Here is a 26,723-nt window from a genome sequence, read left to right as displayed (position 1 = left end):
CGACCTCACCCCCATGGCCTGCTCCTTTCTCTTTTATCTATGAGGTAACCCGCTTATCTACTCTCGGATTCCCACTTGGATATCTCTTCACGCACCCGTGGTGCTACCTCTGTTCCCAATAGCTCAATAGCTCTCATGACATCATCATGCGGCATCGTCCCGACGGGTACGTGGAGCAGAAAACGTGTAATGCCTACTTGTTTACGCAGATGAATAATTTTCTTGGCAACCGTGTCGGAATCACCTACATACAACGCTCCTTCAAAACTGCGTGCAGCATCGAAGCTGGAGCGAGTGTAAGGGCCCCAACCGCGTTCACGCCCAAGCACATTCATGCTCTGCTGAGTGGAAGGGAAGAACTTATCCGCTGCCAGCTCAGTCGTCTCTGCGATAAAACCATGTGAGTGTGATGCAACCGGAAGCAGCGATGCATCATGACCAGCATGCCTAGCGGCTTTTTTATACAGTTCCACCAACGGAGCAAACTGTACAGGACTACCCCCAATAATCGCCAGAACCAACGGCAATCCGAGCAAGCCTGCACGAACCACAGATTCCTGATTACCCCCACTCCCAATCCATACAGGCAACGGATTCTGAACTGGACGCGGATACACGCCCAAATTATGAATTGCAGGCCGATGTCCGCCCTTCCAGGTGACCTTCTCGGATTCTCGGATTTTCAATAACAACTCCAGCTTTTCATCGAATAACTCATCGTAGTTATCCAAATCACACCCAAATAACGGGAACGATTCGATAAAAGAACCCCGGCCTGCCATAATCTCAGCTCGTCCATTCGAAATGCCGTCCAGTGTAGCAAAATCCTGAAACACACGTACGGGATCATCCGATGAAAGCACCGTAACTGCACTGGTTAACCGAATTCGTTGGGTCTGTGCTGCTGCTGCAGCAAGGATAACAGCCGGAGCGGATGCCGCGTAATCTTTACGATGATGCTCCCCCACGCCGTACACATCCAGCCCTACCTGATCTGCAAGCACAATCTCCTCGACAACTTCACGTATTCGTTGTGCATGACTGATGACCTCACCCGTTTGGGGATCCGGCGTTGTTTCTACAAACGTGCTTATCCCTATCTCCACTTGTTCTACCCCCTATTTTCATGCCCTATTCTCATACGGCTGCTTGCGAAGCCAATCATTTTAAAAACCGATATCTTTATATTGAACCTTTTTTGCATCTTTTTCAAGCTCTCTTTTTCTGAGTCTGAAAACCAGCCAAGGGAAGTGTCTAGATTCGCCGCAGGAAAAGAAGTCTCTTTGTCGAATATTGTATGGAATAAAGAAGATTCCCATCCCACAACATGAATACAACAAGGAGGCACATACATTTATGGCTTTTGTCATTAACAATTTAAAGGATAACAGCAATGTTGCCATCACTGACCAATTAGGCGGATTTACGGTACTGGAATACATAACAGATTTGAGTTCCACCTCGGTGGAGGCTGCGAAAAACAATTACTATATGAGCAAAAGTAATATGCGCCGCAAACAACTCATGATCGAAATCAACAATAGCGAGATTATGATGAAGGCGGGAGCCATGCAATATACTGTGGGTAGCATGGAAATGACTACCGGTGTAAAAGGCGTTGGAGGCTTAATGCGAAACTTGGTGTCCGGTGCTGTAACCGGGACAGGTGCCATTAAACCACACTATAAAGGCACGGGTACCCTCATGCTGGAGCCTACCTACCAATATATTTGGCTTATTGATGTGGACAATGATGATATTGCCATCGAAGACGGCTTGTTTTTGGCTTGTGACACGACGCTAGACATATCCGTCGTTGCACGTAGTAATCTTTCCTCTGCTGCACTGGGCGGAGAAGGGTTATTTAATTTAAGCGCCCGCGGAAAAGGAGTGCTGGCACTTCAAGCGCCGATCCCTTCCGAAGAAGCGGTCGTTATAGAATTGCAAAATGATGTGCTGAAGGTGGATGGTAACTTCGCCCTCATGTGGTCCAATACCTTACAGTTCACCGTCGAAAAATCCGGGAAAACCAAAATGGGCTCGGCTGCTTCCGGCGAAGGGCTGGTAAATGTGTACAGGGGAACAGGAACCGTATGGTTAGCACCATTATAAACATAAGAAAGGAGAAGCCCTAGGCTTCTCCTTTCTTGCATTTTAATTCTTTTTTACAAACTCCGATTTTAGCTTCATTGCTCCAAAACCATCAATTTTGCAGTCAATATCGTGATCGCCATCCACCAGACGGATGTTTTTTACTTTGGTCCCGATTTTCAAGACGGATGAGCTTCCCTTCACTTTAAGGTCTTTAATGACCGTTACAGAGTCACCATCCTGCAGGATGTTACCATTCGCATCTTTGACGACCTTTACGTCTTCACTGCTTGCTTCTAACTCGGTAGACCACTCATGAGCGCATTCCGGGCAAATGAAAAGACTGCGATCCTCATAAGTGTACTCTGAATTACATTCAGGACAATTTGGTAAATTAGACATGGTATTATGTACTCCATTCATTTTCAAATTCTACTGCTATGCTAAGCTTCCTGGATAGACCAAGCCTGCTCCAAGTCTCCCTTGGAGTTCCCTACAAGTATATTGGATAAACAGTCACGATTCCACTCATGGATGAAATTAATCTGAGTTTTGTACCGATACGTAAGCGCCCTGCCTCTGAAAATACCCAGAGGGTGAACATGTAACTAAAACGGATGCTAACCTTCCTAGGCAGCATCCGTTTTAGACATAAGCAGTATCATATGTTGAAATTGTACTCTATGGCACGTTTATTATGCTTGGGTTTGCTTGATCAGTTCACTCATTCCTTGGCTAAGCGGCGTAAGGGGGCGTTTCAACAGCTTCTCGAAATCGTTGCTTACGACATCCAGGGCTCCTTCACGAATCGCTTGTTGAATACCGACCACAATAGGGATTGCACCTTCCGGGACTCCCGCACCGAGCATAACCTCGGCATACGTAGCATCATCCACCTGCTGTACAGGAACGTCTTTGCCCAGAACCTCAGCCAGTATCGCTGCAAACTCTTCTTGGGTAATCGGCTTACCGGAGAGCTCGTATATTGTATTCTCATGCCCTTCGCCAGACAAAACGGTTGCAGCTGCTTGCGCATAATCTGCGCGGGTAGCCCAACCTACTTTACCGGACCCTGCCGAGGTTAGCCAAGGAGCCCCCGCGAGTACGGATTGGATCGTGCCTGCCTCATTTTCCAGATACCAATTATTACGCAGGAAGGAGTAAGGAATGCCTGACTCACGAATGAACTCCTCCGTGATGCGATGTACGGGTGCAAGGAATAGAGTGCTGTCAGCGGCATTGGCAGCGCTAGTATAGGCGATGAAGCCTACTCCAGCACGTACAGCAGCATCAACAGCCGCTTTATGCTGACGGATTCTAGTATCATTATCCCCGTCTGCGGATATAATCAGCAACCGGTCTACTCCAGCAAACGCCTGATCCAGCGTCTCCGGTTTATCAAAGTCGCCATGACGAACGTCGACGCCACGAGACCTTAAGTTCTCTGCTTTTTCTGGATTTCTTACGCTAACAATAAGATCGTTTGCGGAGACAAATGTAAGCAACGTATCTACTACGATGGAACCCAGTTGCCCCGTTGCTCCTGTTAATGCGATTTTCATATGAAATCCTCCATTCAGATTTTATTTACTTTTATATAGTAACTAAAAATATAACACATGTCTAATCTAGAGTCTAAAGGTCTGCTTTTCGGGTAAGAGTGGGTAACCCAAACTTTCCCCAGAGAAAGGAACCTGTATATGAAGAAAGCTATGATCATTGTAAATCCCTCTTCTGGCAAAGAGGAATCCCTCCAACATGTCAGCAGCGTAGAAGAAATTCTACGTGATCAAGGATACGTTGTTACGGTTAAAGAGACGGCAAAGGAACTGGACGCCACCCGTTTTTGCGTTAATGCGTGTGAGGAAGCTTGTGACCTAGTCGTTTCCATCGGTGGGGATGGCACACTTCACGAAACCATCAACGGCTTCATTGATCAAGACCACCGTCCAAGACTGGGTGTCATCCCCCTTGGGACAGTCAATGATTTTGCCCGTGCCTTACAAATTCCGCTAAGTCCTGAGCTGGCAATCCGTACACTGACTTCTACCCGCGTGAAAAACGTAGATATGGGCCTCTTAAACGGCCGAATGTTTGCCAATGTGGTTGCCACAGGTTCGCTTGCTGAATCGCTATCAGCTGTATCATCAGACGATAAATCCATGTTTGGCACGTTTGCCTACTTCAAAGAAGGCATGAAAGAGCTTATCAGCCATCCTGCCCACTCACTTATCGTCCGCTATGGTGACAAGACCTGGGAAGGAAAATCTCCACTCTTTTTGGCTACGTTAACCAATTCAGTTGGCGGATTCGAGAAACTGGCACCCGATGCGGCTGTTGATGATGGTCTACTTCACTGCTTTATTTTCAAAAACCTCAATATATTGAACACCGTGACGGCCAGCATATCCTTATTTTTAGGCAACCTGAAGGATCATAGTGATATCGTTTACTTTACCGCAAAGCATGTAAGTGTCAGCTCCGCAGAACCGGTCAGTACGAATGTAGATGGTGAGGAAGGGCCGTCTTTGCCTATCGATCTTGGTATTTTACCGCGTCATATCGAGGTAATTGTGCCGGAAGACGTTTAAGTAATGCGGTGCTGGTCCTCAAGCTTGAGGATCATACTCGCTCAATTTCCCCTCGTAGATCAAATGGAATCGATCACTTTGACGAAAATCATCTGGCGTAACAAGAGCGGGCAGTTTGTTCCATATTTTTATGCCGGATCGCTGTAAAATTTCCGCGACGAATTGGGAACAAAAATAGGAATTGCTGAACTCGACTGGTTCTTTGAGTGCAATACCAATCAAACCCAGTAAGTTATACATATATTTTTGACGACTTCGGATAAATACATGTAAAACTCGCTTCATTTTTTCAACTTCACGGTCGGTTACTTGAAGCTCGTAGATAACGCATGTTGTATTCGGAAATCTGCTGTATGTACCTGTCTTAATATCCTCTTTCACGAAACCACCATCCAGAGGGTTATTCGGGGTCTTTCTTCCGAAGCTGTATAACTCCGAAAGTTCCCGGTTGAAGGAAATGGAGGCGTGATTGTATGGCGCTCTCGTATAGCTTTTAATGACTCTCGTAAGAAACGTTCCCGTATTCGTAAGCAAGATAAAGACGGATTGATCTGCTACCATTTACGAAATTTCCCCTTATCAAGTTTGAATTATTCCTTCATAATAACATAGGAACCCTTATGGAACCCTATTTCGCGATAAGTTGGTGAGTGGTAATGGATAGTTCGCTATTAACGTTAATCCTTATTTTTACAGCCTTATTGGTCATCCATCTGATTTACATAGTAGTAGTCAAAACACAGCCAGACAAAGACTATGCAGCTATTGGGCTTCGCATCAAGACATGGTGGGGCATGTTCTTTATCTTTTGCTTGGCAACTCTTTTCAATCCGATCGTTTCACTGCTTTCCTTGATGGCACTCACCTTTTTTGCGCTAAAAGAATACTTTTCCATGATTAGATCCAGAAAAGCTGATCGCAGATTGTTTCTATGGGCATACTTGGCGATTCCCGTACAATTTTATTGGATTTATATCGGGTGGTACGGAATGTTTATTGTCTTTATCCCTATCTATGTATTCTTGCTGCTACCGCTTCCGCGATTGATCAACAAAGGAACGGTTGGTTTTTTGCGCAGTGTCAGTTCGACTCAATGGGGACTCATGCTGATGGTTTTCGGGTTGAGTCATCTGGCCTATTTTCAGTTTGCTACGCCGCAATACGGAGCGAAACTTGTACTTTTTCTAGTGGTACTGACGCAGCTCAATGATGTCGTACACTATCTAGCATCACTCTATTTCGGAAAACGGAAAATTGTCCCGACATCCAATCCCAATATAACTTGGGAAGGCTTTGCATTCGCTTTTCCCGTAACTATAGCGGCCTCCTATCTCATCTATCCCTACCTGACGCCGTTTGACCTGAAATTTGGAATTATTTTTGGCATGCTGATCAGCTTGAGCGGTTTCTTCGGCAGCTTAACGGTTTCCGTGCTGAAGCGGGATTTATTAATCGGCGATGATGATAAGTTCGATGCTTTGAAAAAAAGCTACTTAAGCCGGGTGGATAGCTTGACCTACACCTCGCCCGTCTTTTTCCACGTAATTCGTTATTTTTTTGACTTTATGTAGGATTACATGGCTCAAACCTCGTATGAATAGTGATCATGGAACACGATATCTTGTTATGAAAAGGGCAGCCTATCCTCACCTAAGGATAGGCTGCTTTTGCGTGTACTACCGTAGCAGGGCATTCCTAATCCTGCTAACCCCTTCACGAATTTCATTTTCCTTTAGATGCCCGTAGCCCATTAGTAGTCGGTTTCCTTCGAGCTGTGCCGCAAATACATTTTCGCTACGGAGATGTTCTAGCAGATTCTCTCGGAGTGGGAACTGAAACTCTGCTACCAAATGTAAACCAGCCGATCGGCCACATATCCGGTATTGCCCTGTAAAATGCTGTTCCAGGCTATCAAGCAGGACCTGACGACGCTTGGCGTACACTTTTTTCATCTTATGTACATGCTTATGAAGGAGTCGCTTCCTGATATACCGACTCAACACAATTTGTTCTAGGCTCGCTGTCTGGTAATCCGCCAGTTGCTTTAAACGGATAAAATCAGCGACTCGTGACGAGGGAAGAACAATATAGCCGATCCGCAGCGCAGGGAACAATATTTTGCTAAACGTCCCGACATATAGCACCCGTTCTGGGTCCAGACTCTGCAAGGAGTGGACGGGCGCCCCGTCATACCGGAACTCACTGTCATAATCATCTTCGAGCAGAAGACATCCTGTCCGGGCTGCATACTGAATAAGCTCGATCCGCCTTTGGATCGGCAAGATACCCCCCAGCGGGAACTGGTGCGAGGGTGTCAGATATGCCAGTTTGGGGTGTCTCTTTTGCGGCAGATCGGCTGTTATAACTCCCGAATCATCAACAGGCATACTCCGCAATGTGGCTCCTGTGGCCGCCAGAATGCTTTTTAAATCTTCATTTGTCGGTTCCTCTACAAGGGCTTCGTCTCCAGCTGACAGTAACAGACGGGTGACAAGCTGAATCGCTTGTACTGCTCCGCTAGTGATTACAATATGTTCCGGGCTGGCTTTCACTCCTCTGGTGTGAACCAAATAGTCGGCCAGCTCCCTGCGTAACTCAGGCTCTCCAGCAGGATCGCCATAACCTAGTGCCAGATCAGGAGCCTCTTTGCATACGCTCTGAAGCAAGTCAGCCCATGATTTGCGCGGAAATAATTCCAATGCAGGAAGGCCTGTCCGGAAGGAAATTACCGACATCTTATTTGAATATGCAGATTCCACTGCAGACGCAGGCGCCTCGATAGGCGGTGCGGATACATAACCTGGAAGGACGGCCCCTTCCGCTACATAGGTACCTGAACCCGAGCGCGCAATGGCTAAGCCTTCGGCTAGCAGCATTTCATAAGCTTCGAGGATAACATTCCGGGAAACATTCAACTGTAAGGCCAGCACCCGGGTCGAAGGAAGTTTATATCCTGCATGCAGTTCTCCAGCTAAAATACGGTCCCGTATCGCTTGATACACCTGACGCAGCATCGGAACTGTCACACTCTTATCGATAGATAACCACATAGGTTGCCCCCTCAAGCGGTACTGTCAAAAACCTCTTCAACTGGATCTACAAGTGCCCAGTTTCTATTGCTACAGTATATATCAATATCTGTACAAGAGGTGAGATGAAATGAACAAACCAACCTTTTCGACTTACATGGAATTAGTGATCGCAACCTCCATTGTTGGCAGTTCTGTAGTAGTCGGTAAACTGGTCGTGATGCGGCTGCCTGTTTTTTTATCGCAATCTGCCAGTCTGGCCGTTGCCCTTCTGTTCTTGGTACCCATTGTATTCATTAAGAAATATTCACTAAGGATCAGCAAACGGGATGCCTTAATCCTGTTCATTCAGGCCCTGATCGGCATGTTTCTCTTCCGCGTCCTAATGCTGTACGGGCTGGCCTACGCCTCTGCTTCCGAAAGCGGAATTTTAACTAGCTTAACCCCAGCTATCGTTGCACTTCTTTCGTATGTGCTGCTGAGAGAAAAGATTACGCTCCGCCCCGGTCTCGGGATTGCCTGTTCTCTGATCGGTGTTTTGGCGTTGCAAGTGCCTCACATATCGGCGCTCTGGTTCAATGCTCCCAACGCAACCTCGTTCATTGGCATGCTGCTTGTTCTGTCTGCTGTGTTCGGAGAAGCGGCACTGACAGTGTTACGCAAGATGCTATCCAGCCATGTCTCTTCCCTGCTTGGAACCATGTATATAACACTCTTTTCATTCTTCATGTTCCTGGCTTGTTCATTTGTGGAGGCCCAACAGTTCAACTTTAACCACGTTGGTGTAGGAGAGATGGGGCTAGTCTTATATTATGGTATCTTTGTCACCGCATTAGGCTACGTATTATGGTTTCGGGGTGTATCAAGAGTACCGGCTAGTACAGCAGCTGTATACACAGGTTGTATTCCCGTCAGTACATTGCTGCTGTCCTATATCATCCTCCGTGAATCCTTCTCATTTGCTCATCTGGCTGGTGCAGGCTTTGTGTTTCTGGGCATCATGCTCATGTCACGCAGTGAACGCCGCTGACTTACGCAAAGACCTTCTCAAAAAAGAGGCTCCCGGCTGAAACTTCGGGAGCCTCTCTTCTTTGATTCAAGTTCTTATCGCATTGAATTAATGCACCTGATCCAGCAATTGATATGCTTCTTCCTTCGTTTTAACCGCCAGGAGCGCTTCTCTGAAATGATCATCCATCAGCTTACGCGATAACATTTGCAGTACTTTCAGATGCGCATTTTCCTTGCTGTTGCGCGGTACGGCAATCATGAAGATCAGTTTTGCTTCACTTCCGTCTGCACTATTCCAGTCAACACCGCTCTGCTTGATGCCGAAGACCACGCTTGGCTTCAGGACCGCTTCCGATTTGCCATGAGGAATGGCAATATTCATTCCAATGCCTGTGGAGCCTTCTTCCTCTCTGGCTAATATCGCCTGTTTGAAATCACTGGCAGAGCTTACGGCTCCAGTTCTCTCAAGTACTCCGATCATTTCATCAACCACAGCATCTCGTGTCGTTCCTTCCAGATCCAAATTAATCAGATCCATCGTTACAATATCCGTCAGTTTCTCAATGTGAATGGCTTGTGGAGAAACGGCTGGCCCATTATTTGTAATAGTTGTTGAAGCAGATGACTCCGTAGCGGCCGTTGTAGTAATCGCAGATTGTCCAGCTTCCCCAGCAACATCAGGAGTTACAGTTGCTGCAATATCTTTTTTCAGCAAGCTCACCAGGACAACCGATACAGCTACGCCGACAATAACGGCGATGAAGAACATGAGCACATGGTCCACTGCACCAAGTACAGCTACAATCGGTCCACCGTGAGCTACCTTGTCACCTACATTCCCCAACATCGCAATGACTGAACCGACCATGGATCCTACCATGATACTAGGAATAACACGTAGTGGATCTTGCGCCGCGAATGGAATTGCACCTTCGGTAATACCGAACAACCCCATTGTGAATGTTGCCTTCCCAGCCTCGCGTTCCGCAGGTGCAAATTTACGTTTGTTGATCATCGCTGCAAGTCCCATCCCAATCGGCGGAATACAAATCGCAACGGCGATTGGCCCCATAATTTCATAATTCCCTTCGCCGATCATGGCCGAACCGAATAAGAAAGCAACTTTGTTCACAGGGCCGCCCATATCAAAGGAGATCATCGCACCTAGAATCAATGCCAGTAGAATTGAGCTTGTACCTTGCATACCTGCAAGCCAACCCGTTAAAGCCTCAAACAATTGTGCGACTGGAGCACCAATCACAAAGACAAAGATTAATCCAACAATTAACGATGCCAATACAGGGATAATAATTATAGGCATGATCGGCTGTAATGCTCGGCCAACCTTGATTTTCCGAATCCCAAGTGCAACATAACCGGCCAGGAAACCGGCGATAATGCCGCCGATAAATCCAGCCCCCGCCTCACTTCCATAAAAGCTGCCGTTCGCAGCAATGAATCCGCCAATCATACCCGGTGCAAGCCCCGGTCTATCTGCAATACTCATCGCGATAAATCCGGCGAGGATCGGTATCATAAAGGTAAACGAAGCCGAACCGATATCCTGAACCGTCTTCCAGAATGAACCGTCCGGTATAACCAGACCGCCTGGTGTCTTCTCACCGCCAATCGTCAACGCAATGGCAATGAGCAATCCCCCAATGACGATGAAGGGTACCATATAGGATACACCGTTCATCAAGTGGCGGTAGATGGGATTTTGTTTCGGTTTGTTCTCCTGTGAACTACCTTCGGCAGAACGTGACTCTGCTTGGTACACAGGTACATTACCCTTCATCACCCGCTGGATCAATTCTTCTGGACGGCGAATGCCATCCTGTACGCCAACGACCAGTAGTTTCTTACCGACGAAGCGGTCTTTAACCACCGTTTTATCCGCTGCAATAATAATGCCATCTGCCTCACGGATCTCCTGCTCGGTCAGTTGATTTTCGACTCCAATGGAGCCTTGTGTCTCGACCTTCATCTCGATGCCCAGCTTTGCTGCTGCCTTTTGCAGATTCTCAGCTGCCATATACGTATGTGCAATTCCGTTAGGACATGAGGTAATCGCCAATATCTTCATAGTCTATTCCCCTTCTCTCTGTTGTTTCCGCTTACATTGATAGTATAAACGCCTATCTTGCTGTTATCGGACGAACTTTTTACCGGAACTTTCGGAAAAAAGGAATTATACCGGCAAAAAACAGGACTTATCTATAAGTCCTGTTCCAGAGCACAGCTTTTTAGTTTATCCCTTCATTCTCCCTAATAATCTCATCGCATCGGTCTCCTTAGATAAGGCATGAACCAAAGCAGGCTGCTCACTGATCAGGGACAATTCCTTAAATAACTGGCGCATCTCTTCCCGCCCATCCTGTTTGACCGCAAGCAAGAACACAAGCTCTACTTTCTCGGTTCCCCAGGTAAGCGGCTGCTTCAAGGTAGCGATTACAATGGAGGACTGCCTTATCCACTCAGAACCGCCATGCGGGATGGCTATGCCTCCCCCAATCGTCGTGGCCGACATTTTTTCTCGCGCCAGTACGCTGTCCACATAACCAGGCTCCACATATCCTTTGTCCTCCAGTATTTGCGCCAGCTTGGAGATCAATTGTTCCGGATGCTGTACTTCCTGCTGGGGAAAGACCAAAAAAGGTGTTGTATATTTAAAAAATACCGATTCTTCTGCTGCCCTATGTTCCGGCTCATCCAGTCGTCGGATCACTTGCTCCAGTCGACGTTCGTCCTTGGCATCCAGCAAGGGAGAGACGAGAATGTGCGGAATGTTCATCTCTGGGAGATCTACAGTGGTAATGACGAGATCCACCTCCTGGGCTGCCAGATAGTCCTGCACTTCTGCTTTGGAAAGGGTTGTCTCCACATGTACAGCCGGAAATTTACGTTCCACCTTGGTGCGTAGCAGTTGGGACATACCGATGCCCATGTGACACACGATGATGGCTCTCTGGGGATGACTCTCTTTCTGGTGCAATCGCTCCACAGAAGCCTGAAAATGCAGCGTTAAATACGCCGCTTCCTCCTCGGGGAAGGATAGCCGGGTCCATTGCCCCACCTCTTCCAGTGTAATAATAACTCGGTCGAACATGTAGGGGTACATCTTCTTGATCTCGGCCAGCATAGGATTGGACACGGTCAATCCATATTGAAGACGGTTCAGGGTCGTATATAAGTGGACATTCAACCCTTTCAGTAACATCTTGTCTTTAGAAAAGGCAATCATATTCAGCTCGGACATCCGCCGGACTAACTGCTCAATCAACTCAGGCAAAAGCGGGTGGCTATCTGCCAGCTCACCTTGTTTTCCTGTTCTTCCCTCCTGCTGGTAACGGAACTTCCCACTAAGCAGGTGCAGAGTTAAATACGCCGTCTCTTCCTTGGAAAAAGGCACAGCAAACAACTTTTGCAACTGCTGCAAAAAAGACGTAGCCCATGTAAATTCACGTCTCTCCTGCAAAAAGGCAATGTCCTGCTTGGAGAGCGAAATGGGTTGTCCCATCTTGGTTCGTTTGACCATTAAGAGAATATGCAGCATTAGAGCTTCGAAAGCTTCGTCAGTAAAGCTGAGCTCATGGCGTTTTTGAAATGCTTTTAATTCATGATTTATGGTTGTAATCTCGTGCGATTCAAACTGTTTGCGCATCATCTGTCCTGTTAACTCAGGACTGTCAATCAGCTGGTTCATCCGCGCCAAAGCGATGCGCTTATTTTTCTCAGAGCCTAGAATGGTCAAGCCTACGCGCTGCTTGGTAATCAAGGCCAGATCAAAGCTGTGCAACCAGCCATCGATCTTCTCCATATCTCTACGAATCACCGTCTTGTTCACATAATACTGTGAAGCTAGATCCTGGATGGTCACAGGCTTGGCATTCATCAAGAGCCGATAGGCGACATGCAACACCCTTTCCTCATCCGACTCATGTTGGGCTGTACTCTCGTCCGCATACAGTCGATGGAACAATTCATTCTGATCCGCTTCACCCATCTCCAGATAAATGCCACGTCCCGGTCTTCTCACCAGATTGGCATCAGAATGCTTGACGATATAATCTTCAATTACTTTCAGATCGTTGCGGATCGTCTTTTCAGAGCAGTCGGTCAGATCCGCCAGATCCTGCGCTAACCACAACCGGTCCGGTTCAGTTAACAACATGCGTAAAATTTCCATTTGCCTTTTATTCATTCCATTCTCCCATCTTCCAAAATAAAGAATGTCTAGGGCATTTCGAGCTATATTTTTGCTGGTTTTGTGTTGACTTTAAGTATACTCCAAGTAGTACATTTAAAGCATGGTGGCCGCCAAATTCAAGAATAATGAAAAGAGGAATCGCTCATGACTATTGGGAAAACAGCTCTTATTACTGGGGCCAACAAAGGCATCGGGTATGAAACAGCCAGACAATTGGGGGGGATGGGTCTTACAATCCTGATTGGCTCACGGAATGAGCAGAGCGGCCGGGAAGCGGTGGCTAAGTTGGCTAATGAGGGAGTAGAAGCCCGATTGATTTTGTTAGACGTGACGAATCAAATTACGATTGATTCCGCAGTCCAACAGATCAAACAAGAATTCGGTTCCCTTGATGTACTCATCAACAATGCCGGCATATCTTTAGGAGGAGCCACTCCTCCAAGTCAGTTCTCTTTGGACGATTTAAGAGAAACGTATGAAACAAACTTTTTCGGTTTGGTCGCCGTGACGCAAGCCTTGCTACCTTTATTGCAAGAATCTCCATGCGGTAGAATCGTTAACTTGTCGAGTGGTCTTGGTTCGTTAACCTATAATAGCGATCCTGAGCATAAGCATGCCCAATTTAATTTGCTTGCCTATAATAGCAGTAAAGCAGCGGTTAATATGTTCACCGTCACCCTTGCCAAAGAATTCAAAGACTCACCTCTCAAAATGAATTCGGCTGACCCTGGCTTTACCGCCACTGACTTAAATGGCTTTACAGGACCGGGCTCGGTACAGCAAGCTGCTGCTGTCGTTGTTCGTTTAGCCACTTTAAATAATGACGGGCCGTCAGGAGGGTTTTTCGACTCGAATGGAGAAGTGCCTTGGTAATCGTTACAATTAAGGAGTGGGATACTTTGCAGGAAATTCCGGAAACCATAGCCTCTATTAGTCAAGCTGCAGAACTAACAGGTTTAACAGAAGATACTATACGCTATTATGAGCGAATTGGCTTACTGCCTTATGCAGAACGAAAGGCTAACGGACACAGGTTCTACAGTAGAGATCAGATTCTGGGGATTATCTTTTTAACCCGATTAAAAGCCACTGGAATGACTATAGAGGAAATGAAGCATTATCGAGAACTTTCGGAGCAAGGTAACATTACCCTTCCTGACAGATACTCCTTACTTGAAAAACATAATCAGAAGATTCAACAAGAAATTTCCAGACTGATGGAAACTCAAAAAATTATTGAATATAAGCTCAATCACTATCGTGACCTCTCTACCAATCCTGATCTTAGCGATACGAATTGCAACCCTATAACACCCAGCACCAATCCCCTTTTTTAAGGGGTTTTTTTATTTCCAGCGGGAGATTGATGGAGCTCCCTTAATTCCCTATAATCCAAATATAGCATGAATTTCTAGGGGGAATAACGATGATCACCTATATGAGATGCAACGACGTCAGCATGGAACACATTTTCCAAGCATTTTCGCTTGGGTTCTCGGATTATTCCATTCGCCTGACCACGGATCAGGACGATTTCGCAGCACGTTTTTTTGGTCCAGAGGGTAATACACGGAATCACTCTTTCCTTGCCATGGATGAGGATCAACCGATCGGCTTAATTCTCGGCGGTGTCCGGCAGTTCGACGGGTACAAGACCATGCGTTGCGGCACGCTATGCATCGCTCCGGCTTACCGCGGTCAGGGGATTAGCAACAAGTTGCTGGAATTACATAAACAAACAGCCATCTCCGCGGGTTGCCAGCAGCTATGGCTCGAAGTCATCAAGGATAATCATCGGGCCGTCAAATTATATGAAAAGCAAGGCTATCAGCCACGCTATATGCTGAAATACTACAACGGCACTCTGCCCTCCGCCCCACCCGCTGCCCTCTCATCTTCGTATATTCTTAAGGAAGTTACATTTGATGACATCGCAGCTTTTCGAAAGACCCTTATCGACTGCCACATCCATTGGCAAAGTGACACACCTTATTACGCCACCAGTACACAGGAAGCTTTTCTCGGCATCTACGAAGTAAATCAAACGTGCCTCGGCATGGTGAGCATGAGTGCTAAGGGTAAAATCAACTTTCTTTGGGTCGATCCTAAGCATCGCAACCAAGGATTAGGATGCGCCCTCCTTCATAGAGCAGCAGAGATCCAAAAGATTGAGAAGGTATACATCTGTCTGTCTGACAATGACTCTCTTGAAGGCTTTATCCAAAAAATAGGTCTCTCGAAAGACCCCATTGAGCAATATGAAATGGGTATGCCGCTGAAGGTCGATCATGTTATACAATGATCAACCTTCTTCCTATCCATGCTCCCCTGCTTGATTCACCTACATCTATCATTTCTGAGAACGATTGATATACACTGATTTGACCAATGCGCACATGTAAAGATCATCATATTTCCCTAACGTAAATTCATATTGGGAGAGGAGCCCTTCTTGCCGAAAGCCTGCTTTTTCAAGCAACCGCAAGGATTGTGCATTCTCTGGCTCTACTAGCGCCTGAATGCGGTTCAATGAGAGGGTATTAAACCCATAGTCGATTACAGCTGCAAGTACCTCCGACATTAGCCCTTGGCCCCAATAGGCTCTGGACAATTCATAGCCCATTTCTGCCCGGTGATGACGTTGATCCCAGTTATGAAATCCGCAAGAACCGATGATTTTACCTTCATTTGTTTGAATAGCCCAGCGGATTCCCTGATCTGTCTCAAAAATCTGATCATACCAACTAATCTCATCCAGCGCATCCTGTTCAGACTCAAACGGGCTCAGTCCATAAAACTTCATAACCTGCTCATCTGAAAAGTATTCCAACATGTCCTTGCTGTCCGTCGCTACCATTTTTCGTAATATGAGACGTTCAGTCGTTATAACCGGAAACTCACCTTTCACATTCTCACCTCTTGCTGCCTTATTCGCTTTTGCCAGTTCTTCTTGCATACCCATGCCTCCTGAGTTCAATATTCGCTTATCGTTACTTTCTTCTTCCAATTATAGAGGAAATGAGAGGAAGGGATATTTATAATAATTTCTTTGTTTATAGAATGTTTTCCTAAACATGGATTATAAAATGACCGTTAATATAAGGAGTGTGTTTTAATTATTAAGAAGAGGTGTATTTTTTGGACGAACAGCACATATCACACATTCCGCAGGAAACTTCAAGACAGACGTACATTCAGCATGGTCAAAATTATGGGGTAGATCCAAACAGGATGGCGGCGTTATCAAAAACATACGGGAGTTCTACTCTGTTTAGACGGTGGGGAGCAACGGTTTTTGATTTCATATTTTTTGTAATCGGGTATATTTGTTTTTTTATTTCTGTCATTCAAATAACGGACAGATGGTTTTTGCCTTTAGCGATTGCAACCCGTTGTATTCTGCTTATTGCTTTCTTCAGCTATTATTTACTTTTGGAAGGTTACACAGGCTATACGCTGGGTAAGTTCGTCTTTCGTATTAAGGTAGTTAACGGAGAAGGAAAGCCTCCTGGTTTTCTTAAATCACTCATTCGTACGCTGCTCAGGCTAATCGACACCAATCCATTGCTAATGGGTGGGATACCTGCTGGTATCAGTGTGTTAGTAACTGCATCAAGACAACGAATTGGTGATTTAGCTGCAGGTACATATGTTGTAAAGGTACGGGATTTAGAGCCGATTAGCAAAAAGACAATGAAACGTTCGCTCTTTATATTTTTTACCGCAATGGTGATCTTGGGAGCCTCGTTTGTAAATGCTATTTTTATACTTGCAGACAGTTACGTACCTCCTGAAGTTCCGGTGAGCAAGAAAGAGCAAAGCTATGTAAGTAAAGATGGACGATTTCAAATAACGGCCCCGCTGGACTGGTCAACAGACCCGGACCGTGAAGGAAAAGCAGAGATTGCAATATTCAATCCGTACATTCAAAAATCCGTTGTGGTACTATCCCACTCGAAAAAGCAATTGGGCAATATAACTCTTCAACAGTACGGTAAGAAAGCTGAAAATAATTTAACCAAAGAGTGGAACCTGTCCAGTGTAGGACCTGTCTCTAACACAACCATTTATGGATATCCTGCCCTTGAGTTCGTGATTAAAGGCAAGAAAGATGTGGACAAATATGTTACCCATGTAGCGATTATTGAGACCGAAAGGAATTACTACCAGGTGCTTGGATATGCACCAGCGTCTAAAGATGCTCGTTTAAAGAAAGAACTACACGACATAACCTATAGCTTCCGCGAGGTTCGTCATTAGACAGCGTGGCTGGCAATAAAAAAGATAGACACAAAAAGCAGGTGCTCCTATGAGCCCTGTTTTTTTGCGTACAACTATACTCTTCCTTAGATTACACTCAATACAAAAATATATAACATCGTCTAATGGATTATCATAATACGCTGCAATTTCACATCTATGATAAAATTGACTGACATGTTCGGTAATCCGCCTTATCATATTGTTCAGATGCACAATGAATTGAAAACCCTTTCATTAAGGTGGTCCATTAAAATACGCTATATCACTATAGATAAAGGAGGAATCCGGATTTTGTTTCAGCTCTCCGAAAAACAAGCCCAAGACATCGTAGACAAAATGATGAAGGATATTCCATACAATATCAATATTATGAATGAACGAGGCATCATCATTGGCAGCGGCGAGAGTGAACGAATCGGAACCATTCACCAAGGAGCTGTTCAGGCGCTCGAAACTGGGAAAATGGTTGAAGTGTGGCAGGACGGCCACTATGAGAAAAAGGGAACCAATGAACCGATTGTCATTCATCATGAGTTAGTTGGTGTCATTGGTATTTCAGGCAATCCCGATGAAGTGCGTCCTTTTTGCAATATTGTTAAAACTACGGTTTCTCTCCTGATTGAACAGCGGATCTCATTGGAGCATCTGGCCCATGAAGCCAATCGCAAAAAATCTGTGCTGGAAATGTTGTTAAATCATCAGGGAGCCTACACACAAAAAATAAAAAAAGAAGCAGCTCAATATCACATTGATTTGCTTCTAAAAACTTCGGCTGTATATGTAAAGTATCTGCCTGCTGATCCAGCTCATTTAGCCGAGTTGTCCAATATATTCATGCAGCATCCGTCCTTTCGTATGGAGGAAGACTGCTATCTCATCCTGATACAAAATCAGGAGCCGACAGACAAACTGCTAGAGCCACTTGTACGCAGCCATCCCGATGTGCTGATTACGGTCAGCAGACAGGAGCACAACATTGCGGATGTTTATATGCAAGCCAAGTCAGCTATGAATGTTTTACTGGCTTTGCGCCCGCCTGTGCAAAAAATTTCTTTTGCGGAAGTCGAGTTTCTGGTCAAATTGAGTCAAACGAACCTGACGAACACGATCTATCTGGTTAGCAAGCTGGAAGATACTGTGGATTTGCTGGATACGCTGCGAAGCTTTATTAACCATAACGGCAGTGTCTCCTTCACCGCAGATGAATTAAATATTCATCGAAATACGCTGCAATACCGCCTGAAGCGCATCCATACCTTAACCGGTAAAGATCCCCGGAACCTCCTTCAGCTTTTTGAGCTTACGCATGGCTTATTGGCACTGTATCAATGAACTGCTGTTTCACGCCAGACCATGCGCCAGTACTATCATATTTCCGCTCGCCGTCACTCTCAAATTCCTCAGCCAATCCAGCTTTGGCTAAGTTCGGGATTACAGGCGAGCGCTCGTATTATATCGTATTTGTATGATGCCGTTTTATGTTTATAACCCTCTTCTCCATCTGTTCATTTCTCGCTGAACTGAAGTACTCTTGCGATATTCTCGCACGTACGCTCTACGTTTTGCGGCCCTTCGGCCAGCAGCTTACCGAGCTCCGAGGCTCCCGGCACGATGCCAAACACCGCATCTATCCCTTCCTTGTACAACGTGTCGATCCCTTCCCCGATATAACCTGCGACCGCAATGACCTTTTTATCAGACTGTTTTGCCGCCTGAGCTACTCCATAAGGAGTTTTACCGAATTTGGTCTGAAAATCAATACCGCCTTCCCCCGTCAAAACGATATCGGCAGTGGCGAGCTTTTGTTTTAAACCGGTGTATTCAATCACAATTTCAATGCCTTTTTGCAGCGTCGCCTGAGTGAAAATTAATAAGCCCGCACCCAATCCACCTGCTGCGCCTGCGCCTGGGAAATCGCGCACATCCTTGCCCAGCTGCTGCTTCACCACATCGGCGTAATGGGCAAGATTGGCATCCAATTGCTGCACCATCTCCGGGGTTGCCCCTTTTTGTGGCCCGAATACTTGAGATGCCCCATGCTCTCCGCACAGCGGATTTGTCACATCACAGGCTACAATCAGTTGTACCTGCTGCAAGCGGTCATCCAGTGATGAAATATCAACACTGGCCAGCTCGCCCAGACTACCGCCGCCGCACGGAAGAGTATTGCCTGTTGCATCTAGAAATCTGGCGCCCAGCGCTTCCGCCATTCCTGTACCGCCATCATTCGTTGCGCTTCCACCAATGCCGATGATAATTTTTCGAATTCCCTGGTTCAGACATTCACGGATTAACTCCCCTGTGCCGTAGGTTGTTGTCTTTAACGGGTTTTTGTTATCCTTGTTAACCAGATGGATTCCACTGGCGGATGCCATCTCGATTGCCGCTGTGGTGCCGTCTCCCAGCAAGCCGTATGCAGCAGTTACAGGTTCACCAAGCGGTCCTGTCACCTCGATATAACGAATCTGCCCGCCTGTCGCATCCACCAGTGACTGCACCGTTCCTTCACCGCCGTCCGCCATCGGTACGTGGACATAATTCGCCGCCGGATAGACCTTGCGTAGTCCTTTCTCCATCGCGATACACACTTCTTTAGCCGTCATGCTTTCTTTAAAAGAATCTGGTGCCAGCACAAATGTTTTCTCTCTCATCTTCTCACCCCATCGTGAATATTAAAGTAAAAATCCATACATAATTGTCGCTACAATTGCCATCGTTCCGCCCACAATAGCTTCGTAAGGAATCAATCCCATCCGTTGTTTAATGCTCATTTTCATGCTGTCTGCCGTGACGTGAAAATAGTTGCCCTGCGGTAAGGAATCAATGACTGTAGCTCCTGTATGCACCATCACAGCTGCAGCGAGTGGGGCCGTTCCCATGTTCAGAATGGCTTCCCCAAACGAGCCTGTCGCCAAAATAACGCCCGTCGAGGTGGACGCCGTAGCAGCTGCCATCAGAATACCTGCAAGCGGTGCCAAAAATGTACCGGAAACTCCCGAAGCTTCAATCAGGCCAACCACCTGAGCAGACAAGTTGGAGGCAGAGATCAGACCCGCAATCCCACCTGCACCGATCAAAATCAGCACGGTCGCCGTCATTTTATTCAAACCGGAGGCCGAATACTTCAGGATATTGCGCCCTTGTCCCATGGCCAGCATACCCACAATCCCAGCGATCGGCAAAATGTACATCGCATCCACCTTGAAATTCGAAAGTGCTTCAATACCAGAGATGGAACCAATCGGGTTAATCATCAGCAAAATAACAGCTACCAGCGGGGCTACAATCGCCCGTCCCAACGCCGGGTATTTCGATGTATCGACATCACTGTCCATGATATCCTGGTCGGACACCTTCACACCTTTGGTTTTCAACATAGATGCCACCAAAACAGTCATGATTAAACCGCATATCGCAGGAACCACACCCGCCAACATCACGTGGCTTAAATCCAGATTAAATCCGCGCGCCGCTGCAATCGTATTAGGATTGGGAGAGATGATGTTCCCCGCTTTTCCGCCTCCAGACAAAGCCAACAGGAGCGCCAACTTGGAAATCCCCATTTTGTTGCCGACCGACAATGCAATAGGTGCCACAATCAACACGGCAACGGGAATAAATACACCTACCGCCGTAATAATCATCGTCGCCAAGGCTAGTGCGAGTATCGCTTTACTGCCGCCGAACTTCTTTACAATAGCCTGCGCAATCGTCTCCGCTGCCCCGGATTCCATCATTACACCTGCCAATACACCTGCGGCAAGCACACGAATGACCGTCCCCATCACACTTTGCGTACCGCTTATTAACACGCTGATCGTCTGCTCCAGATTGGCTCCGCCCAATAAAGCGCCTACAATAGCTCCCAAAAATAAAGCGTAAACCGGATTCAGCTTTCTTAATATCAGAATAATTGCAATAGCCAGCCCTGCCAGAGCTCCTATCCAACTGATCGTCAATCCTTCCATCTGTCTAACCCCCCGGGCAATTTTTGATTACGCTTTCATTATATCGATTGCAGCACGTTAAAAATATTGAAGAACAGACGAAATTGATTGTGCATTTGAACAAAAAATCCGAACTTCAATTGGAACCTATAGTTGAAATCAGTATGGAGTCTAGCATTATATGAGGAGATCCGAACAGGGTCTATGTCTTGATATGAAAATTTCATTCTATGTGTCGGAGTGTCAGAAAACAAATTTAATGAATACGCTTGCAAATTTAAAATTTCAGATTATAATACCTGTATACAAGTATACTTGATTAATTGAGAAGGTGAAATGATGGTCGAATCAGAATTCCTATATCCCTCCAAATGGCTTTTAAAAGCCTCAGCTGGTGATCGCGTAACATCCGAGCTTAGAATGCGCATTATTTCTGGCGGGATTGAAAGCGGTACCATATTATCTGAAAATAAACTAGCTGCTGATTTCACTGTAAGTCGCTCACCCATTCGTGAAGCGTTAAAAATACTGGCATCCGAAAATATCATTCGATTAGAAAGAATGGGAGCCGTTGTTATTGGCCTATCAGAAAAAGAAATAGAAGAAATTTATGATGTCCGTCTGCTCATAGAATCCTTCGTATTTGAACGTCTTGTAAAGATGGACACTAATGATTTGGCGAAGGAACTTAGTAAAATTCTCGAAATGATGAAAGTCGCCGTCAAATATAGTGATGCTGATGAGTTTTCGTATCAAGATGTCTTGTTCCATGAAACGATTATTCGTGCAGTCAATCATTCACATATTCTGATGATCTGGAATAATTTAAAGCCTGTTATGGAAAGTCTCATTCTTTTGTCGATGCGTATGCGTTTCACAGAAAAGTATGAAGATTTTACACGGATTATAAACAATCACGAACTTTATATTGAAGCAATCAAAGTAAAAGATAGAGACCTCATGATCAAGTCTTTACATGAAAACTTTGATGATGTTCAAGGTAAAGTAGAAGACCTATGGATGTCACAACAAATGCTATCTAAAGGAGTCGTGCAACAAAATGACTAACTATATGTTGGGTGTAGATATCGGGACCACAAGTACAAAAGCCGTTCTATTTAGCGAAAAAGGTGAAGTCATCCAACAAGAGAATATTGGATACCCGCTTTATACACCGGACATAGCGACAGCTGAACAAAACCCAGAAGAGATATTTCAGGCTGTCCTACAGGCCATTTCGAATATCATGAAACATCACTCACAAAAAAAGCTATCGTTTGTTTCATTTAGCAGTGCCATGCATAGTGTCATTGCGATGGATGAAAATGACCGCCCACTGACGTCTTGTATCACTTGGGCAGATAATCGAAGTGAAGCATGGGCACATAAAATAAAAGATGAGCTGAATGGCCATGAAGTCTATAAACGAACAGGAACACCTATTCACCCCATGTCACCCTTAACGAAAATAGCCTGGATTGTGAATGACCTTCCTGAAACCGCTGTCAAGGTTAAAAAGTATATCGGAATTAAAGAATATATTTTTAAAAAGTTCTTTGATCAATATGTAGTGGATTATTCCCTAGCTTCTGCCATGGGCATGATGAATCTAGAAAAATTAGATTGGGATGAAGAAGCATTAAAAATTGCTGGTATAACCCCTTCTCAATTATCTGAGCTCGTGCCAACAACCAGGATATTTACCAACTGTGATTCAGATTTAGCAAAAAAGATGGGGATCGATCCACAAACATCGTTTGTCATTGGAGCTAGCGATGGAGTCCTTTCTAATCTAGGTGTAAATGCGATACGAAAAGGCGAAGTTGCCGTCACAATCGGGACAAGCGGTGCCATTCGAACCATTATAGACAAGCCTCAAACAGACGAAAAGGGAAGAATATTTTGTTATGCCTTAACAGAAAAGCACTGGGTTATTGGGGGGCCGGTGAACAATGGCGGGATGGTCCTTCGCTGGATCCGTGACGAACTTGCCTCATCAGAAGTAGAAACAGCGAAAAGACTAGGAATTGATCCATATGATGTACTAACCAAGATTGCTGAACGTGTAAGACCAGGATCTGACGGATTGTTATTCCATCCATACCTGGCTGGTGAACGTGCGCCATTATGGAACCCAGACGTACGTGGCTCATTCTTCGGTTTAACGATGTCACATAAGAAAGAACATATGATTCGCGCAGCCCTAGAAGGAGTCATTTACAATTTGTACACCGTATTTTTAGCATTAACCGAATGTATGGACGGTCCTGTGACCCGAATTCAAGCTACTGGAGGCTTCGCAAGATCAGATGTTTGGCGGCAAATGATGTCTGACATATTCTCATCTGAAGTCGTCGTTCCAGAAAGCTACGAAAGTTCTTGTCTAGGAGCTTGTATTTTAGGCTTGTATGCCACCGGACAAATCCAGTCCTTTGAAGTTGTTTCTGAAATGGTTGGCAGTACCAACAAACATACACCAAAAGAAGAAGCAACCAAGGAATATAGGAAATTACTGCCGATTTTCATTAACCTATCCAGAGTATTAGAAGATGATTATACACGGATTTCCAATTATCAAAGAAGCTTAATTAAACACTAAAAGATAAAAAGCAGGGGGTAATTACAATGCCATTAGTTATCGTAGCGATTGGAATTTTAGCATTATTAGTTTTAATAATGGGTTTCAAATTGAACACCTTTATTTCATTAATCATTGTATCGTTCGGCGTCGCTTTAGCACTTGGAATGCCATTAGAGGAAATTGTCAAAACCATCGAAGCCGGATTAGGCGGAACCCTTGGTCACTTAGCGTTAATCTTTGGACTTGGAGCGATGTTAGGTAAGTTGATCGCTGATTCTGGTGGTGCTCAACGAATTGCCATGACCCTCGTAGACAAATTTGGTGAAAAAAATATCCAATGGGCAGTCGTAGCTGCTTCATTCATTATCGGTGTGGCGTTATTTTTTGAAGTAGGATTAGTATTGTTAATTCCAATCATATTTGCCATTTCAAAAGAATTAAAGGTTTCTATCTTATATCTCGGGATTCCGATGGTTGCAGCTTTATCCGTAACACATGGTTTCTTACCTCCACATCCAGGGCCAACAGTTATTGCTGGTGAATATGGCGCGAACCTTGGTGAGGTTTTACTTTACGGTTTCATTATTGCCATTCCAACCGTTATTTTAGCTGGACCTGTATTTACTAAGCTTGCCAAAAAACTCGTACCTGCATCATTTACGAAAACCGGTAATATTGCCTCTTTAGGTGAACAAAAAGTATTTAAATCTGAGGAAACTCCGGGATTTGGTATCAGTGTATTTACTGCAATGCTTCCTGTTATTTTAATGTCTATTGCTACGGTTATTACTTTGCTTCAAAAAACAATGGGATTTGAAGATAGCAGTTTACTAGCAGCGATCCGTTTTATTGGTGATGCATCAACTTCCATGTTAATTTCCTTACTGGTAGCTGTCTACACCATGGGAATAGCACGAAAAATTCCAATCAAAAATGTAATGGCATCTTGTACAACGGCTATTACTCATATTGGGATGATGCTCTTAATCATTGGGGGTGGCGGAGCCTTCAAACAAGTACTGATTAATGGCGGCGTAGGTGACTATGTAGCTGAATTATTCAATGGAACTACATTATCACCCATCTTACTTGCCTGGATTATCGCTGCAATTTTACGCATTTCCTTAGGTTCTGCAACCGTTGCAGCTTTAACAACCGCTGGTTTAGTTATTCCGATGTTAGGACAATCCGACGTTAATCTTGCTTTAGTTGTGCTTGCAACGGGAGCGGGTAGTTTAATAGCTTCACATGTTAACGATGCTGGTTTCTGGATGTTTAAAGAATATTTTGGTTTAAGCATGAAAGAAACATTTGCAACATGGACATTGCTTGAGACCATCATTTCTGTAGCTGGATTAGGATTTATTTTAGTACTAAGTTTATTCGTATAAACCATGATTCCCGGGCGGTAGATCCCCCACTTATTTTTCTTAGAATCTTCTAAGCCTATAAGTGAGGATCTACGGCCTATTCATTTCAAATAAAAGGAGCAGAAAAAATGTCCAACACAATTGGTGTCATTGGTTTAGGGGTAATGGGCCGTAATATCGCTTTAAACATGGCTGGTAAGGGTGAGCAAGTCGCTGTCTATAATTATACGAGGGATTTAACGGATGATCTTGTTAAAAAAAGTGAAGGTCACTCCATCCATCCCTACTACGAAATTCAAGATTTTGTTTACTCCTTAAAAACTCCAAGGAAAATCTTCCTTATGGTAACAGCGGGCAAACCGGTCGATTCGGTAATAGGTACATTAGTACCCTTCCTTGAAGCAGGCGATGTGATTATGGACGGTGGTAACTCCCATTACAAAGATACGGAACGTAGATATGATAAATTGAAGTCAAAAGGAATCGGTTATTTGGGAATCGGTATCTCCGGAGGCGAAGTCGGGGCTTTAAATGGACCTTCAATCATGCCTGGTGGAGATAAAAACGTATATGAAAAAGCAGCTCCTATTCTAACAAAAATAGCAGCCCAAGTGGACGGAGACCCTTGCTGTGCTTATATGGGTCCAAAAGGGTCCGGTCACTTTGTAAAAATGGTACATAACGGAATCGAGTATGCAGATATGCAGTTAATCGCAGAAACCTATACATTTTTAAGAAAAAGGTTACGTTTATCTGTGAATCAAATTGCTGATATCTTTGAAATATGGAATCAAGGGGAACTGAAAAGTTATTTAATCCAAATCACAGCAGAGATTTTACGGAAAAAGGATGATGTAACAGGCTTACCACTAATCGATGTGATTCTTGATAAAACAGGGCAAAAGGGCACAGGTAAATGGACAAGCATTCAAGCAATTGACAATGGGATCCCATCATCCATTATTACAGAGTCATTGTTTGCCCGTTACATCTCCTCTTTAAAAGAAGAACGAGTTTACGCAGAAAATATTCTAACAGGACCAGGGATTGATCAGCGAAGTTTAAATAAAGATGTGTGGATTGAGTACATTAGACAAGCTTTTTATATGGGTAAAATTTGTGCCTACGCGCAAGGATTTATACAATATAAAATGACTTCTGAACTTTACGGATGGAATTTACCTTTACAGGATATAGCCCTTATTTTCCGTGGTGGTTGCATCATTCGTGCTGAATTCTTAAACGTAATAAGCGCAACATATCAAGAACAGCCGAATTTGGCTAATCTATTAATCGCCCCGTATTTTGCTGAAAAAGTTAAAGAGTATCAAAAAGGATTACGAAAAGTTGTCTGTGAGGGTATTAATTCTGGCACTTCCTTTCCATGTTTAAGTGCTTCACTTACTTATTATGATAGTTACCGGACAGGCATTTCGAATGCTAACCTTTTGCAAGCACAAAGGGATTATTTTGGTGCCCATACTTATGAACGAAGTGATGCAGCAGGGTCCTTTCACACAAACTGGCAGTGATCGATAGTGGTAGTAAATCTCCAGTGCCCTAATGAAGTGGTTTTTTCCCTTCATTAGGGCACTCCTTTGGAATACATTTTCTCTACAATGTTCTTGTG

The 26,723-nt window shown here is 44.9% G+C and carries 23 protein-coding genes; 13 read left to right on the top strand and 10 right to left on the bottom strand.

Going from position 1 to position 26,723, the window contains the following annotated elements:
* Nucleotides 1–53: 53 nt before the first annotated feature.
* The gene (locus ACL9RM_RS00745) at nucleotides 54–1,106 is read right to left on the bottom strand and encodes an LLM class flavin-dependent oxidoreductase (protein ID WP_250267002.1); all 1,053 of its coding nucleotides are present in this window, start codon (nucleotides 1,104–1,106) and stop codon (nucleotides 54–56) included.
* 250 nt (nucleotides 1,107–1,356) lie between these two features.
* On the opposite strand from ACL9RM_RS00745, the gene ACL9RM_RS00740 reads away from it, so the two are divergent.
* Nucleotides 1,357–2,112 carry an AIM24 family protein gene (locus ACL9RM_RS00740; protein ID WP_061829779.1) on the top strand — a complete coding sequence of 252 codons (756 nt, stop codon included), beginning with the start codon at nucleotides 1,357–1,359 and terminating at the stop codon, nucleotides 2,110–2,112.
* A gap of 42 nt (nucleotides 2,113–2,154) precedes the next feature.
* Here ACL9RM_RS00740 and ACL9RM_RS00735 read toward each other — a convergent pair whose 3' ends face one another.
* Together ACL9RM_RS00735 and ACL9RM_RS00730 are read right to left on the bottom strand one after the other, a co-directional pair.
* Entirely contained in the window at nucleotides 2,155–2,493 is a 339-nt protein-coding gene (locus tag ACL9RM_RS00735; protein ID WP_061829778.1) for a zinc ribbon domain-containing protein YjdM, read from the bottom strand.
* A 293-nt stretch (nucleotides 2,494–2,786) separates the two neighbouring features.
* A complete protein-coding gene (locus tag ACL9RM_RS00730) occupies nucleotides 2,787–3,653 on the bottom strand; it encodes an SDR family oxidoreductase (RefSeq protein ID WP_061829777.1) in 867 nt (288 codons plus the stop codon).
* Between the two features lie 138 nt (nucleotides 3,654–3,791).
* Between ACL9RM_RS00730 and ACL9RM_RS00725 the strand changes: the two genes are divergently transcribed.
* Nucleotides 3,792–4,682, top strand: a complete 891-nt coding sequence (locus ACL9RM_RS00725) for a diacylglycerol/lipid kinase family protein (protein ID WP_250267003.1) — start codon at nucleotides 3,792–3,794, stop codon at nucleotides 4,680–4,682.
* Between the two features lie 18 nt (nucleotides 4,683–4,700).
* On the opposite strand, the gene ACL9RM_RS00720 is transcribed toward ACL9RM_RS00725, so the two are convergent.
* Nucleotides 4,701–5,243, bottom strand: a complete 543-nt coding sequence (locus ACL9RM_RS00720) for a hypothetical protein (protein ID WP_023991046.1) — start codon at nucleotides 5,241–5,243, stop codon at nucleotides 4,701–4,703.
* 95 nt (nucleotides 5,244–5,338) lie between these two features.
* Between ACL9RM_RS00720 and ACL9RM_RS00715 the strand changes: the two genes are divergently transcribed.
* Nucleotides 5,339–6,253, top strand: a complete 915-nt coding sequence (locus ACL9RM_RS00715) for a phosphatidate cytidylyltransferase (protein WP_023991047.1) — start codon at nucleotides 5,339–5,341, stop codon at nucleotides 6,251–6,253.
* Nucleotides 6,254–6,358: 105 nt separating this feature from the next.
* Here the strand turns inward: ACL9RM_RS00715 and ACL9RM_RS00710 are convergent, their stop codons facing one another.
* Nucleotides 6,359–7,732: a PLP-dependent aminotransferase family protein gene (locus tag ACL9RM_RS00710; RefSeq protein ID WP_250267004.1), complete on the bottom strand. Its 1,374-nt coding sequence runs from the start codon at nucleotides 7,730–7,732 to the stop codon at nucleotides 6,359–6,361.
* Between the two features lie 109 nt (nucleotides 7,733–7,841).
* Here ACL9RM_RS00710 and ACL9RM_RS00705 point away from each other — a divergent pair, with 109 nt between their 5' ends.
* Nucleotides 7,842–8,741, top strand: a complete 900-nt coding sequence (locus tag ACL9RM_RS00705; RefSeq protein ID WP_061829772.1) for a DMT family transporter — start codon at nucleotides 7,842–7,844, stop codon at nucleotides 8,739–8,741.
* An 87-nt stretch (nucleotides 8,742–8,828) separates the two neighbouring features.
* Here ACL9RM_RS00705 and ACL9RM_RS00700 read toward each other — a convergent pair whose 3' ends face one another.
* Together ACL9RM_RS00700 and ACL9RM_RS00695 are read right to left on the bottom strand one after the other, a co-directional pair.
* On the bottom strand, nucleotides 8,829–10,808 hold the full coding sequence (locus ACL9RM_RS00700) for a PTS fructose transporter subunit IIABC (protein WP_250267006.1): 1,980 nt from the start codon (nucleotides 10,806–10,808) through the stop codon (nucleotides 8,829–8,831).
* 165 nt (nucleotides 10,809–10,973) lie between these two features.
* Nucleotides 10,974–12,926 (bottom strand): BglG family transcription antiterminator, encoded by a 1,953-nt coding sequence (locus tag ACL9RM_RS00695; RefSeq protein WP_250267008.1) that lies wholly within the window; start codon nucleotides 12,924–12,926, stop codon nucleotides 10,974–10,976.
* 150 nt (nucleotides 12,927–13,076) lie between these two features.
* On the opposite strand from ACL9RM_RS00695, the gene ACL9RM_RS00690 reads away from it, so the two are divergent.
* The 3 genes from ACL9RM_RS00690 (at nucleotide 13,077) to ACL9RM_RS00680 (ending at nucleotide 15,234) form a co-directional block, all read left to right on the top strand.
* Nucleotides 13,077–13,805 carry an SDR family oxidoreductase gene (locus ACL9RM_RS00690; RefSeq protein WP_250267010.1) on the top strand — a complete coding sequence of 243 codons (729 nt, stop codon included), beginning with the start codon at nucleotides 13,077–13,079 and terminating at the stop codon, nucleotides 13,803–13,805.
* Nucleotides 13,799–14,269 (top strand): MerR family transcriptional regulator, encoded by a 471-nt coding sequence (locus ACL9RM_RS00685; protein ID WP_414126033.1) that lies wholly within the window; start codon nucleotides 13,799–13,801, stop codon nucleotides 14,267–14,269. Before ACL9RM_RS00690 ends, ACL9RM_RS00685 begins: the two co-directional genes overlap by 7 nt.
* 89 nt (nucleotides 14,270–14,358) lie before the next feature.
* A complete protein-coding gene (locus ACL9RM_RS00680; protein WP_250267013.1) occupies nucleotides 14,359–15,234 on the top strand; it encodes a GNAT family N-acetyltransferase in 876 nt (291 codons plus the stop codon).
* 48 nt (nucleotides 15,235–15,282) lie between these two features.
* Here ACL9RM_RS00680 and ACL9RM_RS00675 read toward each other — a convergent pair whose 3' ends face one another.
* On the bottom strand, nucleotides 15,283–15,840 hold the full coding sequence (locus ACL9RM_RS00675; protein ID WP_250262150.1) for a GNAT family N-acetyltransferase: 558 nt from the start codon (nucleotides 15,838–15,840) through the stop codon (nucleotides 15,283–15,285).
* Between the two features lie 230 nt (nucleotides 15,841–16,070).
* Here ACL9RM_RS00675 and ACL9RM_RS00670 point away from each other — a divergent pair, with 230 nt between their 5' ends.
* Complete coding sequence (locus ACL9RM_RS00670) at nucleotides 16,071–17,192, top strand: RDD family protein (RefSeq protein WP_250260039.1); 1,122 nt, start codon at nucleotides 16,071–16,073, stop codon at nucleotides 17,190–17,192.
* Nucleotides 17,193–17,486: 294 nt separating this feature from the next.
* A complete protein-coding gene (locus ACL9RM_RS00665) occupies nucleotides 17,487–18,527 on the top strand; it encodes a CdaR family transcriptional regulator (RefSeq protein WP_081112444.1) in 1,041 nt (346 codons plus the stop codon).
* A gap of 173 nt (nucleotides 18,528–18,700) precedes the next feature.
* Here ACL9RM_RS00665 and ACL9RM_RS00660 read toward each other — a convergent pair whose 3' ends face one another.
* Together ACL9RM_RS00660 and ACL9RM_RS00655 are read right to left on the bottom strand one after the other, a co-directional pair.
* Nucleotides 18,701–19,846 carry a glycerate kinase gene (locus ACL9RM_RS00660; RefSeq protein ID WP_250267018.1) on the bottom strand — a complete coding sequence of 382 codons (1,146 nt, stop codon included), beginning with the start codon at nucleotides 19,844–19,846 and terminating at the stop codon, nucleotides 18,701–18,703.
* Between the two features lie 21 nt (nucleotides 19,847–19,867).
* Nucleotides 19,868–21,163: a GntP family permease gene (locus ACL9RM_RS00655; protein ID WP_028540931.1), complete on the bottom strand. Its 1,296-nt coding sequence runs from the start codon at nucleotides 21,161–21,163 to the stop codon at nucleotides 19,868–19,870.
* A gap of 315 nt (nucleotides 21,164–21,478) precedes the next feature.
* Between ACL9RM_RS00655 and ACL9RM_RS00650 the strand changes: the two genes are divergently transcribed.
* The 4 genes from ACL9RM_RS00650 (at nucleotide 21,479) to gnd (ending at nucleotide 26,625) form a co-directional block, all read left to right on the top strand.
* The gene (locus tag ACL9RM_RS00650) at nucleotides 21,479–22,210 is read left to right on the top strand and encodes a GntR family transcriptional regulator (protein ID WP_053326458.1); all 732 of its coding nucleotides are present in this window, start codon (nucleotides 21,479–21,481) and stop codon (nucleotides 22,208–22,210) included.
* Nucleotides 22,203–23,741, top strand: a complete 1,539-nt coding sequence (gntK, locus tag ACL9RM_RS00645; RefSeq protein WP_250267020.1) for a gluconokinase — start codon at nucleotides 22,203–22,205, stop codon at nucleotides 23,739–23,741. The genes ACL9RM_RS00650 and gntK overlap by 8 nt, the downstream gene beginning before the upstream one ends.
* Before the next feature lie 26 nt (nucleotides 23,742–23,767).
* Nucleotides 23,768–25,114 (top strand): GntP family permease, encoded by a 1,347-nt coding sequence (locus tag ACL9RM_RS00640; RefSeq protein WP_023991059.1) that lies wholly within the window; start codon nucleotides 23,768–23,770, stop codon nucleotides 25,112–25,114.
* A 107-nt stretch (nucleotides 25,115–25,221) separates the two neighbouring features.
* Nucleotides 25,222–26,625, top strand: a complete 1,404-nt coding sequence (gene gnd / locus ACL9RM_RS00635) for a decarboxylating NADP(+)-dependent phosphogluconate dehydrogenase (protein ID WP_250267022.1) — start codon at nucleotides 25,222–25,224, stop codon at nucleotides 26,623–26,625.
* Nucleotides 26,626–26,723: the final 98 nt, after the last annotated feature.

The organism is Paenibacillus sp. S29 (assembly GCF_049319765.1).
GTDB lineage: Bacteria > Bacillota > Bacilli > Paenibacillales > Paenibacillaceae > Paenibacillus > Paenibacillus polymyxa_B.
Note: the sequence above shows the minus strand (reverse complement) of the source record. Positions and strands in the feature narration are given on the sequence as shown.